General features: G+C 70.1%; 11 protein-coding genes. 4 read left to right on the top strand and 7 right to left on the bottom strand.

Annotated elements, in window-relative coordinates; translation table 11 throughout:
* Positions 1-149 precede the first annotated feature (149 nt).
* Complete coding sequence (locus G7043_RS26535; protein WP_242642676.1) at positions 150-1877, top strand: ABC transporter ATP-binding protein; 1728 nt, start codon at positions 150-152, stop codon at positions 1875-1877.
* Entirely contained in the window at positions 1870-2307 is a 438-nt protein-coding gene (locus G7043_RS26530) for a hypothetical protein (protein WP_166049960.1), read from the top strand. The genes G7043_RS26535 and G7043_RS26530 overlap by 8 nt, the downstream gene beginning before the upstream one ends.
* Positions 2308-2316: 9 nt before the next feature.
* Here G7043_RS26530 and G7043_RS26525 read toward each other — a convergent pair whose 3' ends face one another.
* Entirely contained in the window at positions 2317-2817 is a 501-nt protein-coding gene (locus G7043_RS26525; RefSeq protein ID WP_166049958.1) for a VanZ family protein, read from the bottom strand.
* Positions 2818-2919: 102 nt separating this feature from the next.
* Between G7043_RS26525 and G7043_RS26520 the strand changes: the two genes are divergently transcribed.
* Entirely contained in the window at positions 2920-4149 is a 1230-nt protein-coding gene (locus G7043_RS26520) for an MFS transporter (RefSeq protein WP_166049956.1), read from the top strand.
* Between the two features lie 3 nt (positions 4150-4152).
* Here the strand turns inward: G7043_RS26520 and G7043_RS26515 are convergent, their stop codons facing one another.
* The gene (locus G7043_RS26515) at positions 4153-6042 is read right to left on the bottom strand and encodes a heavy metal translocating P-type ATPase (RefSeq protein ID WP_166049954.1); all 1890 of its coding nucleotides are present in this window, start codon (positions 6040-6042) and stop codon (positions 4153-4155) included.
* A 40-nt stretch (positions 6043-6082) separates the two neighbouring features.
* On the opposite strand from G7043_RS26515, the gene G7043_RS26510 reads away from it, so the two are divergent.
* Positions 6083-6445 (top strand): ArsR/SmtB family transcription factor, encoded by a 363-nt coding sequence (locus G7043_RS26510; RefSeq protein ID WP_166049952.1) that lies wholly within the window; start codon positions 6083-6085, stop codon positions 6443-6445.
* Here the strand turns inward: G7043_RS26510 and G7043_RS26505 are convergent.
* Genes G7043_RS26505 through G7043_RS26485 form a run of 5 tightly spaced genes read right to left on the bottom strand, consistent with a single transcriptional unit; the run spans position 6391 to position 12214 of the window.
* The gene (locus G7043_RS26505) at positions 6391-7839 is read right to left on the bottom strand and encodes an amidase (protein ID WP_166049950.1); all 1449 of its coding nucleotides are present in this window, start codon (positions 7837-7839) and stop codon (positions 6391-6393) included. The genes G7043_RS26510 and G7043_RS26505 overlap by 55 nt on opposite strands.
* Before the next feature lie 10 nt (positions 7840-7849).
* On the bottom strand, positions 7850-8533 hold the full coding sequence (locus G7043_RS26500) for an ABC transporter ATP-binding protein (RefSeq protein WP_166049949.1): 684 nt from the start codon (positions 8531-8533) through the stop codon (positions 7850-7852).
* Positions 8533-10188, bottom strand: a complete 1656-nt coding sequence (locus G7043_RS26495) for a branched-chain amino acid ABC transporter ATP-binding protein/permease (RefSeq protein WP_166049947.1) — start codon at positions 10186-10188, stop codon at positions 8533-8535. Before G7043_RS26495 ends, G7043_RS26500 begins: the two co-directional genes overlap by 1 nt.
* A complete protein-coding gene (locus G7043_RS26490) occupies positions 10188-11381 on the bottom strand; it encodes an ABC transporter substrate-binding protein (RefSeq protein ID WP_166049945.1) in 1194 nt (397 codons plus the stop codon). Before G7043_RS26490 ends, G7043_RS26495 begins: the two co-directional genes overlap by 1 nt.
* A complete protein-coding gene (locus G7043_RS26485) occupies positions 11348-12214 on the bottom strand; it encodes a branched-chain amino acid ABC transporter permease (RefSeq protein ID WP_166049943.1) in 867 nt (288 codons plus the stop codon). The genes G7043_RS26490 and G7043_RS26485 overlap by 34 nt, the downstream gene beginning before the upstream one ends.
* Between the last annotated feature and the right edge of the window lie 129 nt (positions 12215-12343).

Genomic DNA, 12343 nt, shown 5'->3' with positions numbered 1-12343 from the left:
GCCACCCGACCCTCTGCGGCAGCATGAGGAAGCCGAGGTGTCCGGAGGGGGTCGGATTGGTCGTGCCAGGATCGGAAAGGCCTGTCCACAAGAACGCGGTGCCGCTCGCCCTGCGCCTGTACGGAAGAGAATTGCGGCGCCACGGATTCATGTCCGCGGGCGCACTCGTGTTGCCCGCGCTGGGCGTCACCTGTCAGCTCTACCTCGCGCCGTTGGCGGTGGGCGGGCTCGTGGGAAAGCTCGCGGGTGGTGGCGACGCAAGCCTCGGCACCGTTCTGCCGTACGTGCTGGCGTTCGGCGGTTTCATGCTGCTCTCGGAACTGTTGTGGCGCATCGGCCTGCACTTCCTCAACCGCGTGGACGGCCGCGGGATCGAGAACCTGTCCGCCCTCGCGATGGACGAGCTGCTGGGGAAGGACGCGGCGTTCTTCCACGACAACTTCGCCGGGTCGCTCACCAAACGGGTGCTGAGTTTCGCGTTCCGCTTCGAGGACTTCGTGGACACGCTGGCGTTCAAGATCTTCGCCAACTTCATCCCGCTGGGCTTCGCCTGCGTCGTGCTGTGGAACTACGACCCGGTGCTCGTCGCGGTGCTGGTCGGCCTGATCCTCGTCACGGGATTCGTGGTCGCGCCGCTCATCCGCCACCGCCAGCGGCTGGTCGACCAGCGCGAGGCCGCCATCGCCCAGGTGTCCGGCCACGTCTCGGACACGCTGACGAACATGGAGACGGTGCGGGCGTTCGCCGCCGAGCCGCGCGAGGGCGCGGAGCACCGGACCCGTGCCGCCAAGCAGCGAACGCTCGCACTGCGGTCGTGGGACTACAACAACCTGCGCATCGACACCGTGATCGCGCCGCTGTCCGTGCTCACCAACGTGCTCGGCCTCGTGGTCGCGATCGGGGTCAGCGACGGGCTCGGCGTGGAGGCGATCGTGGTGACGTTCGCCTACTTCGGGAACGCGACGCGGATCATGTTCGAGTTCAACCAGATCTACCGGCAGGTGGAGAGCGCGCTCACCGAGGCGGCCCAGTTCACCGAACTGCTGCTCGACCCGCCGACCGTGCTCGACCCGGAGGACCCGGAACCGTTGCGGGTGAAGGATTCCCAGGTCCGGTTCGAGAACGTCGTGTTCACGCACGGCGGCGGCGAGCCGCTGTTCGACGGGCTCGACCTGGACATCCCGGCGGGCACGCGGATAGGGCTCGTCGGCCGCTCCGGCGGCGGCAAGACCACGCTCACCCGGCTGCTCCTGCGGTTGATGGACGTCGATCGGGGCCGCATCCTCATCGGCGGCCAGGACATCGCCCGCCTGAGCCAGGCGGACCTGCGCGGCCTGATCGGGTACGTGCCCCAGGACCCGGCCATGTTCCACCGGACGCTGCGCGAGAACATCGCGTTCGCACGGCCAGGCGCGACCGACGCCGAGATCCACCGCGCCGCGCATGCCGCGCACGTGACGGAGTTCGCGGACGCGCTGCCCGACGGGTTCGACACGATGGTCGGCGAACGCGGCATCAAACTGTCCGGCGGACAACGGCAGCGGGTCGCGCTGGCCCGCGCCATCCTGCGGGACGCGCCGATCCTGCTGCTGGACGAGGCGACCAGCGCGCTGGACTCGGAGAGCGAGGTGCTGGTCCAAGAGGCGCTGTGGCGGCTCATGGAGGGCCGCACCGCGATCGTCGTGGCACACCGGCTGAGCACGGTCGTGCGGATGGATCAGCTGATCGTGCTCGACCGGGGCCGGATCGTCGAACAGGGCACCCACGCGGAACTGCTCGACGTCGACGGCACGTACGCGAAGCTGTGGCGCCACCAGTCCGGCGGCTTCCTCGACGAGACGGTCGGGTCGAACGGTAGATTCCCCGCCCATGGCTGAGGTTGTGCTGCGCGGCGGGCTCGATTCGGACGAGCCGGACAGGGTGCTTCTCGCCGTCGTCATCGATCCCAAGGGCTCACCTGGTGAGTGGGCCGTCGCCAAGATCGGCGACTTCTGCTACGTGGACGAAGACGACGAGGTCGCGTACATCCTGCAGACGGACGCCTGGGCGGAAAGGCATCTGGCGAACGGTGAACTGACCGTCGACATCATGGTCTACGAGGCGATGCTCCGGCACTTCGACGACGTCGACCTGACCCTGTTCGAGGAGCGCTCGCACCACGACCCGGACGCGGTGCGGGTGCTGCGGGTGACCGGCACGACCACCCACGACACCCTGCCCGACGAGACCCTCGTGTACCTGACCCCACTCGACCGCCTCGACGAGGACGACTGGCCACTCGTGTTCGCGCCACCGCCCGAGGCCTGACGGTCCCCTTCAGGCCATGCGGTCGCGCAACGCCACGTATCCGGCCGCAAGACCAGCCGCCACCACGGCTCCGGCGCTGTTGTTGAACAGGTCCTGCGTCTCGCACATACCGCGCCCGACGAGCGGTTGCAGCACCTCGATCACCGCGCTCGACGCCACCGCCGAGACCAGCACCGCGAGCGGCCGTCGCGTCGCGAGCACCGCGCACCACACCAGCGGCGCGAACAGCAGCGCGTTGAACAGCTCCGACACTCCGTGCAAGGAGAAGCCGTTGAGGAGGCAGAACTCCGTGCCGACCAACGCCCAGCTCGGTTGGGACCGGGAGAACGTCAGAGCGAGCACGAGGCCGAGGAAGATCCCCGCGAACACGGAGGGAACCGGCCGCCACCCGAACCTCCGCGCCGCGAACCACGCACTCGCGCCCAGCACCACCGCTCCGACCACCACGCCGCCCGCGGTCACCGGATCCGAGAACACGAACACGACGGCGTACCGCACCTGATCCAGCACAGCTCAGAACCCCTCGCCCCCACAGCGGAACCCGATGCCGCGAAGCCTACTGGGACGCAAATTTCTCCCTGAAGATGAACATGATAGTCATATGCTGTTGCGGTGACGAGTACACAGAAACCGCATGTGTCAGAGCGCGACTTTAGCCGTTATCTGGCGGCACGGGTGTTGTCGGTCGCCGGTGCCGTGGTGGCGGCCGTGTCGATGCCCGTGCTGGTCTACCAGCTTACGGGTTCGGCGGGATGGACTTCGGCGGTCGCGGTGGCGGAGGCGTTGCCGTACCTGGTGTTCGGGTTGCTGGCGGGTGCGCTGGCGGATCGTCTGGATCGCCGGAAGATGATGGTGGCGCTGGACTTCGGCGTCGCCGTGGTGTTGTTCAGCGTGCCGTTGGCGTGGTGGGCCGGTGTGTTGGGCGCGCCGCATGTCGTGGTGGTGGCGTTTGCCGTGCAGACGGCGTTCGTGTTCTTCGACGCGGCGAACTTCGGGGCGCTGCCGGCGTTGGTGGGCAAGGACCGGTTGACCGCCGCGTACTCGACCCTCTACGGGCGGACGACCGCGGTGGAGCTCGTGGTGCCCGGTCTGACGGGTCTGGTGGTCGCGGTCGTCTCGCCGGCGGCGTTGCTGGCCGTGAACGTGCTGACCGCCGTGGGGTCGGCGTTGTTGTTGCGGGGTATCGCCGGGAGCATGGCGAATCCGCGTCCGGTGCGGGGCGCCGGTGAGCTCGTCGCCGATGTGCGGGAAGGGTTGCGGTTCCTGTGGCGCGAGCCGATCATCCGCACCCTGACGCTCGTCGGTGCGACGCACTCGGTCGCGGGTGGTGCGTGGGTGGCGGTGCTCGTGCCGTTCGCGGATCGCGTGCTGGGTGTCGCGCCGCGCGGTGATGTGCGGCTCGCCGCGTTGTTCAGCTGCTGGGGTGTGGGGGCGATCGTCGCCTCACGGTTGGTGCCGCGGCTGACGGCGCGCTGGGGTGGTGCGCGGCTTGCGTTGACGGCTCTCCCGCTTTCGTTGCTCGGTGGTGTTCTTGTGCTGGTGAGCGGGCATTGGCTCGTGGTGTGCGCGGCAGCGGTGTACTGGGGTGCCGCGCATGCCACCGTGGTGCTCAACGGAATCACTTACCGGCAGCAGGTGTGTCCTGAGGAGCTGCAGTCGCGGGTGAACACCACGGCGAGGATGCTGGCGTGGGGTGTCGGGCAGCCGCTCGGTGCGGCACTCGCGGGTGCGGTGGCGGTGGCGTTCGGTGATCCGCGCGCCGGGCTTGCGGCCGGTGTGGTGGTGTTGTTGACCGGTGTCGTGCTGGCGTGGGTGACGCCGGTGCTGCGACGCGCGGCCTGAGGCTCACCGCGTCCATGCTCGCTTGCTCAGCAGCCGCATTCCGTTGAGCGCGACCAGCACGGTCGACCCCTCGTGCCCGGCGACGCCGAGCGGGAGGGGCAGCGTGCCGAACAGGTCCCACGCGGACAGCACCAGGATGAACGTGCCGGCGATCGCGAGGTTGACCATCACGACCCGCCTGGCCCGGCGGGCCAGCGCGACGAGTGCCGGAACCGCGGTCAGGTCATCGCCCACCAGCACGGCGTCCGCGGTGTCCACGGTGAGTGCGGATCCCTTGTGTCCCATGGCGATCCCTGCGTGTGCCGTCGCGAGGGCGGGAGCGTCGTTCACGCCGTCTCCCACGAACAGCACCCTGCTGCCCAGCTCGTCAACCGCCCGAACCTTGTCCTGCGGCAGCAACTCGGCACGCACCTCGCTGATGCCGACCGCGTCCGCGACGCGTTGCGCGGCAAGGCGGTTGTCCCCCGTCAGAAGCACAGGAGGGCGTCCGTTGAGGACGGTGAGATCCCGGACAGCGAGTTCGCTGGACGGACGGAGCCGGTCGGCCAGCTCGACGACGCCAACCTGACGCTGGTCGACAGTGACGGCTACTGCCGTGTTGCCGTTCGGCGCGGAGTCGGCCCTGCGCACCGAAACGACGGCCTGTGCGACGCGTGCCGTCACGCCGATGCCAGGCGTGGCCCGGAAGTCGGAGGCCGGCGGCACGATCAGGCCGCGTTGCCGCGCGGCTTCGACGATCGCGCGGCCGATCGGGTGCTCGCTGAACTGCTCGGCCGCCGCGGCCAGCGCGAGGACACGGTTCTCGTCTTCGTCGGTGGTGATGCCGACGACCTGAGGCGTGCCCTCGGTGAGTGTGCCGGTCTTGTCGAACGCCACGACGTCCGCGGTGCCCAGCTGTTCCATGGCCACCGCGGACTTCACGAGCACACCGCGTTTCCCGGCGTTGGCGATGGCAGCCAGCAGTGGCGGCATGGTGGCCAGCACCAGCGCACACGGCGAAGCGACGATCATGAAGGTCATCGCCCGCAGCAGCGTCGGCTCCAGCGCCGCGCCGAACAGCAGCGGTACCGCGAACAACGCGAGCGTCACGGCCACCACGCCGAACGAATAGCGCTGCTCGACCTTCTCGATGAACAGCTGCGTCTTCGCCTTGGTGGCGGACGCCTGCTCGACCATCGCCACGATGCCGGCGATCACGGTGTCCCTGGCCGCGCGAGTGATCTGGACGTGCAGGGCGCCGGTGCCGTTGAGCGACCCCGCGAACACCTCCGAGCCCGGCTGTTTCGGCACGGGCAGCGACTCACCGGTGATCGACGCCTGGTCGGCCTCACTGCGCCCGTCGACGACCACGCCGTCTCCGCCGATCCGCTCGCCCGGCCGCACGAGGATCAGGTCACCGATCCGCAGCGACGCCGCGTCCACCTCACGTTCGCCGCTCTCCGGCAGCAGCAGGGTGGCGCGCTGCGGCGCGAGGTCGAGCAACCCGCGCACCGAATCGGCGGTCCGCTGGGTGAGCACGGCCTCCAGCGCGCCCGAGGTCGCGAAGATGACGATCAGCAGACCGCCGTCGACGACCTGTCCGATCGCGGCGGCACCGATCGCGGCGACGATCATCAACAGGTCGACGTCGAGCGTCCGCTCCCGCAGAGCGTTGAGCCCGGCGAGCGCGGGTTCCCAGCCGCCCGCCACGTAACAGCCCAGCAGCAACGTCCACCAGGTCCACGATGGCCCGCCGGCGAACTTGACCGCGAGTCCGAGCACGAACAACACGGTGGCCGCGGCCGCCCACCGGACCTCGGCGATCGCGAAGACGGAACGGCGGGGGAGAGATGGTGCGCGGTTCGGTGCGTCTGTGGTGAGGGTCGAAGTCACGGCAGCACCATACAGGAACATCTGAAGACCTCTTCATGTGTTCACTGAGTAAGATGCTGTCATGGGTCATGGAGTCGAGGGCAGGGTCACCCCGCCGGCACAGCTGGACGCCGAGTCGGCGGCAACGGTGGCGGCCACCCTCCAGGCGCTGGCGACGCCGAGCCGGCTGCGCATCCTGACCCGCCTGCGGCACGGCGCCTGCCCGGTCGGCGAGCTCGCCGAGGCCGTCGAGATGGAACAGTCAGCGGTCTCGCACCAGCTGCGGTTGCTGCGGGCGCTCGGGCTGGTGACCGGCACGCGCCAAGGCCGCAGCGTGGTCTACAGCCTGTACGACAACCACGTGGCGATGCTGCTCGACGAGGCCGTTTATCACATCGAACACCTCGGCCTCGACGTCATCGACGAGGTTGCCGGTCCTGCGTGAGTGGCGCGCCTGGTCGTCCATTCCACCAGAGGCTCCAGCGCCGACGCGAGCCGGATGAGGACGGCCTCGTCCCACGGCCCGGCCACGAGCTGGGCGCCGATCGGCAGGCCGTCGGGTGAGGTGTGGACCGGGAGCGAGATGGCGGGGAGTCCGGTGATGTTGCAGAAAGAGGTGAACGAGATCATCTGGGTCTCGGTCAGCCGCAGGCCGCCGGGATTGTCGACGGCTTCCCGCAGCACCGTGTCGACGAGTGGTGGCAGGCAGGCCAGGGTGGGCGTCAACAGGACGTCGAAGTCCCGGCCCCACTGGGCGACCACGCCGCGGGACTCTTCCTGCAGCCGTACCGAAGCGCGCACGTACGCACCCGAATCCCTGTTCTTCGCGCGCTCCATCCGGTACCGCAGCTGCGGTCCGGCCAGTTCAGGCTCGTCGAACGGCATCGCGCACAGAGAAGCGTCCAGAACCGTTTGCGCGTAACCGATCCAGGCTTCCTCGGTGAAGAACTCGGGTTCGGCCGGAAAGACGTCGTGGCCGAGCGACTCGAGCAACCGGCCGGTCTTCTCCGCGGCCTCGACGCAGTGAGGGTCGACCGGCATTCCCGTGGGCGCGGCGGTGAGCAGGCCGATGCGCAGCCGTTCCTGTGCGGCGCCGACCTCGTCGAGGAACGGTCGCAGGGGAGCGGGAGCCTGGTACCAGACCAGCGGGTCGGGCACGGACATCACGTCGAGCAGCAGGGCGGCGTCGCGGACGTAGCGGGTGATGGCGCCCTCGACGGTCGCGTGCTCCCAGGCGGCGACCGGCTGCGGGACGCGGCCACGACTGGGTTTGAGCCCGACGAGGCCGCAGCACGAGGACGGGACCCGGATCGAGCCGCCGCCGTCGGACGCGTGCGCGACCGGGGCGAGTCCGGCGGCCACCGCGGCCGCGGCCCCACCGCTCGATCCGCCGGGGGAGTGCGTGAGCCGCCACGGGTTGTGGGTGGTGCCGAACCGTTCGTTCTCGGTGGTCGTGAGCAGGCCCATCTCCGGCGAGTTCGTCCGTCCCATCAGGAGGAAGCCCGCGTTCAGCAGCCGGTCCACGACCGGCGCGTTGCCGGTGCGGGGAGCGTCCGAGATGCCCAGCGAACCGTAGGTGGCGGGCTGTCCGTCGACGTGGGTCAGCTCCTTGATCGGGATCGGGACGCCGTGGCACGGCCCGAGCTCGCCGCCCTCGACGACCGCCTGTTCCGCGGCTTTGGCCGCGGTGCGCACCTCTTCGTCGTTGCGCCACACGAAGGCGTTGACGCTGTCGTGGCGGTCGATCCGCTCCAGGTAGGTGTCGACGACCTCGACCGGGCTCAGCTCGCGGCGGCGGACGGCGGCGGCGAGGTCCACAACGGACTCGAAGGGATCCATGGATTTCCTTTCAGCGCAGCATCAGCAGTTCGTGACAGCGTTGGCGGGTGTCGATGCCGATCGGGGCGTCGAGCGCGAGGCGTCCCGACTCCATGACGAGGACGCGGTGACACCAGTCCAGGGCTTGGTCGGGGTGCTGGTCGACGACGAGCACCGCCACCCCGGTGGCGGCGACCTGGCCCAGCGCGTCCACCACGTCCCGCACGATCGAGGGCTGCAGCCCTTGGGTGAGCTCGTCGACCACGATCAGGCGTTGCCCGGCCAGCAGCGCCCTGGCGATGCCGAGCTGCTGTTTCTGGCCGCCGGAAAGGGTTCCCGCGAGCTGACGGCGGCGTTCGGTCAGCAACGGGAAGACCTCGCGCGGGTCGACCACCGGCCGGAACGACTTCCTGGTCGCCAGGGTCAGGTTTTCCTCGACGGTCAGGGCGGGGAACACGCCGCGGTCTTCCGGCATGAGCGAGGCACCCCATCGCGCCAGGACGTCCGGTCGTTTCGGCGGCACCGGGCGGCCGTCGAAGGTGATCTCACCGCCCTGGCGGTCGGCCAGACCGAAGATGGTCCGCAGCAACGTCGTCTTGCCCATGCCGTTGCGGCCGACGAGTGCGACGATCTCGCCGTCGCCGATTTCGGTGTTCACGTCGCGGACGACGGCGGCCTGGCCGTAGCCGCCGTTCAGGGCGCGCAGCGTCAGCATCAGCTCGCCCCCAGGTAGGCCTGGCGCACGGCGGCGTCGGCGACGACCTCGTCCATCGACCCGTGGGCGATGACCCGGCCGTGGTGCAGCGCGGCCACGTCGTCGGCGAGCCCGCGCACGATGTCCATGTCGTGTTCGACGACCAGCATCGCGCAGCCGGTGTTCGCGATGACGTCCCGCAGCGCGCTGACGAGTCGCCGGGCGTCGTCGGGGCCGAGCCCGGCCGCGGGTTCGTCGAGCAGTACCAACCGGGGCGCGCCGGAGAGCACCATCGCGAGTTCCAGGCGGCGCCGGTCGGCCAGGGCGAGCGAGCCGGCGACCGTGTTGTCGTCGGCGGCCAGATCCTGGTACGCCTCGGGCAGTTCGATCTCGGCCGGTGCGCCGAGCCTGGCCAGCCGGATGTTGTCCGCCGGCGACAACTCGGCGATGACGCTGGGGATCTGGAACATCCGCCCGAGGCCGAGCCGGACACGGGCGTGCACCGGCAGTGCCGCCGCGTCCCGGCCGAACAAGCGCAGTGTTCCGGCGTCGGCGGCGAGCTGCCCCGCGACGACGGCGAGCAGCGTGCTCTTGCCGGCGCCGTTGGGACCGATCAAGCAGACACAGCGGCCCGGCGTCACGGTGAGATCCACGCCGTCGAGCACCCGCACAGGGCCGAACGACTTCGAAATCCCTTGCAGGACAAGGGCAGGCTCGTCGGTGGCGGAAACCACGCGCGGCCGGTGCCGGACGCGGGGAAGCGTGACAGCGGCCCTGCCCCGCCGCAGCCACCCGCGCACGGCTCCGGCCACGCCGCCGGGCAGCACCTGGACGACGAGGATGAACACCGCCGCGAGCCCCAGCAGGTACCAGCTCTGCCACGAGCTGCCGATCAGTTGCTGCCCTGCCGTGAGGACCACGGCGGCGAGGAACGGTCCGAGCACCGACTCCCGGCCGCCGACGGCGAGCCACACGAGCACGCTGGTGGACAGCGCCAGCCCGAACACCGGTGGCGAGACGAGCCCGGCGACCGGCGCGTACAGCGTTCCCGCGATGGTCGACACGGTCGCACTCACGACGAACGCGATCGTGCGGACGCGCACGGTGTCGATGCCGGTCTGCTCCGCGCGCTCGGGATTGCGGGCCGCCGCGATCAACTGGGCACCGAACCGGCTTCGCACCAACCAGCTGCCCAGCCCCACCACCACGGCCGCGACGACCAGCGTCCGGTAGTAGGTGGTGACCACGCCGGGATCGGACACGGTCAGCCCGTTGGGTCCGCCGGTCACAGGCGTGAAACTGGTCGCCGCCTTCTGCAGCAACAGACCCACGCCGAGCGTCAGCAGGATCAGCGGCGCGTCGGGTACGGCCGAGGCCAGCCCGATGCGCGCGATGACCAGCGCGATCATCGCCCCGGCCACGAGCGCGGACAGCAGCGCGACCGCGAGCGGCCACTGGTGTTTCTCGGCGAGCGCGACCGCGTAGGCGCCGAGCCCGAAGAACGCGGCGTGCCCGATGCTGAGCATCCCGGCGCGACCCCAGGCGAGATCGAGCCCGTACGCGAACAGCCCGTAGGTGAGCCCGAGAGTCAGGACGGCCAGCGTGAACGCGCTGAGCCCGAACGGCGCGGCCGCGAGCAGCACCGCCGGTACCGCGAAGAACACGGCCCCGCGCATCAGCAGCCCTTCCGGGCCACCGTGTCGGCGACCGGACCGAACTTCGCGGTCACGGTATAGCCGTCCGGCGAGATCGTGGCGTCGAACATCTCCGCCTGCAGGATGTGGTTGTTCGACGCGAAGTGCGTGCCGGTGCCCAGTGGGGAGTCGAACTTCAGCGAGCCGATCTCCCGGTTGATCGCCGCCGGGTCGTTGCCTGCCTTCGCCGCGGCCGCGAGCACGAACTGGATGCCGAAGTAGGCGTTGCCCGCGACCTCGGGAATGGGCGCGTTCCACTGGTGGGTCGACCGGTAGTCGCTGACGAACTGCCGGCTCGCGGGATCGGTCATCCCATCGGCCCAGCGCACGGCGTGGTGCCTGCCGGTCGTGAGCGCGCTGAGTGCGGGGTGGTAGTCGGCGTCCAGCGGCGCGCCCTCGAAGCCCAGTTCCGGGGTGAGCAGCCCGAACTGCTGGGCCTGCTGGCTGAACGCGATCGCGTCGGCGCCGACGACCATCGACAGCAGGACGTCCGGGTCCGCGGCCTTGAGCCGTGCGATGACCGGTTGCCAGTCGGTCTGGCCTATCGGGCTGTACTCCTCGGCCACCACCGTCCCGCCGCCTGCTTGCGTGAGCTCCTTGGCCAGTCCGGCGTACAGGCGCGGGTAGTTGTAGTCGGAACCGACCACGGCGACGCGGTTTCCGTACTTCTGCAGCAGCTGCGGCAACATCGGGGTGAGCAGCTGCCGGGTCGACTCGCCGAACCCCCACTGGTAGGGCCGGCACTGCTCGGGATCACCGAGAATCGCGGTGAGGAACGGGATCTTGTTGTCGTCGGACACCTTCCCCACGGCCTCGGCGGTGTCGCCGGTGATCGTGCCGAACAGCACGGACACCTTGTCCTGCTGGACGAGCCGGCGCGCGAGCTGGGTGGAGTTCGCCGGGTCGCCGGCGTCGTCCACGACGACGTACTCGACCTTCTTCCCGCCGATCCCACCGGCGTCGTTGACCTTCGCGACACCGAGCTCGAACCCGCGCCGCAGCGCGGTTCCCGCCTGTCCGATCGGACCCGTGAGCGGCACGACGACACCGATCTTCAGCGGAGCGCCGGTGTCGGCGCCGCTGGACCCGGAGAGCGCCGACCCCGCGCAGCCGGTGCTCGACAACAGGGTCAGCACGGAGATCACGCAGACCGAACGGCGAAGCGGCGAGACCATGTGACCAACCTCCGAATCGTGGGGCGCGAACGCGCCGCGGCGATACCGATGACGACGACGTAGAACAGGGCGTCCGCGACGACGTCGGACAGCCAGGTCCGCAGCAGCACGGCCAGCGCGGACACCCCGAGCGCGGCGAGTGCCGCGGTGGCAAGGGAACCGGGGCGGCTGAACAGCAGCGCGAAGAAGGTCGGCACGAGCAGGCTGAACCCCGTCGAGGGGCTCACCGCCAGCGTCGGGCTGTACAGCGCGCCGGCGAGCACGGCCAGCAATCCACCCGCGACGAACGCGGTCGTGCGCAACCGGTTCGGGTCCGTGCCCAGCAGTCCGGCCATCGCCGGGTTGTCCGCCACGGCGCGCAGCGTCAGCCCCCACCGCGTCCGGTACGCGACGACCAGCACCAGTCCGACGACAGTGACCGCGACGAGCGAGCAGACGAGCCGGTAGGCCGGTCCCTGGGCGCCGAACACGGCCACCGAGCCGCTGATCGGCGCGGCGACCGCGCGGGGCGTGGCACCGAACGTCACCTCGGCGATCTGGCGCAACGCCATGCCGACGCCCCACGTCACGAGCAGCGCGCCGAGCCCGTCCGCGAACGAGCGTCGCAGCAGGCGTTCGACCAGCACCAGCAACGGGATGGTGGTCGCGAGAACCGCCACGACACGCCAGCCGAACGGCATCCCGGTGAGAGTGGCCGCCGCGTACGCGCCGAGCATCGCGAAGTCGCAGTGCGCCAGGTTCACGACGCGCAGGGCCGCGAAGACGATCGCGATGCCCACGGTGAGCAGACCGAAGAGCCCGAACTGGCTCAGGATCGCCAGAAGAACGTCCACACACCACCTCCGTCGTCCGCGGTTCGGGGTAGCCTCCGCCGATCGCCGCTGCGAAAGTGGTGAGCCAGCGCACAGCACTGGTCGGCGAGCGCCCACTCGCCGAACCTCGATGCGGCCGAAGGAGGCGCC

It is taken from the genome of Lentzea alba (assembly GCF_011067745.1).
GTDB lineage: Bacteria > Actinomycetota > Actinomycetes > Mycobacteriales > Pseudonocardiaceae > Lentzea > Lentzea alba.
The sequence above is the reverse complement of the archived record's forward strand: the minus strand, read 5'-3'. Positions and strand labels throughout refer to the sequence as shown.

Coding starts and splice junctions, on each gene's coding strand:
- G7043_RS26535 (WP_242642676.1), top strand. CDS start 150: ATGTCCGCGGGCGCACTCGTGTTGCCCGCGCTGGGCGTCACCTGTCAG.
- G7043_RS26530 (WP_166049960.1), top strand. CDS start 1,870: ATGGCTGAGGTTGTGCTGCGCGGCGGGCTCGATTCGGACGAGCCGGAC.
- G7043_RS26515 (WP_166049954.1), bottom strand. CDS start 6,042: ATGTTCCTGTATGGTGCTGCCGTGACTTCGACCCTCACCACAGACGCA.
- G7043_RS26510 (WP_166049952.1), top strand. CDS start 6,083: ATGGGTCATGGAGTCGAGGGCAGGGTCACCCCGCCGGCACAGCTGGAC.
- G7043_RS26505 (WP_166049950.1), bottom strand. CDS start 7,839: ATGGATCCCTTCGAGTCCGTTGTGGACCTCGCCGCCGCCGTCCGCCGC.
- G7043_RS26500 (WP_166049949.1), bottom strand. CDS start 8,533: ATGCTGACGCTGCGCGCCCTGAACGGCGGCTACGGCCAGGCCGCCGTC.
- G7043_RS26495 (WP_166049947.1), bottom strand. CDS start 10,188: ATGCGCGGGGCCGTGTTCTTCGCGGTACCGGCGGTGCTGCTCGCGGCC.
- G7043_RS26490 (WP_166049945.1), bottom strand. CDS start 11,381: ATGGTCTCGCCGCTTCGCCGTTCGGTCTGCGTGATCTCCGTGCTGACC.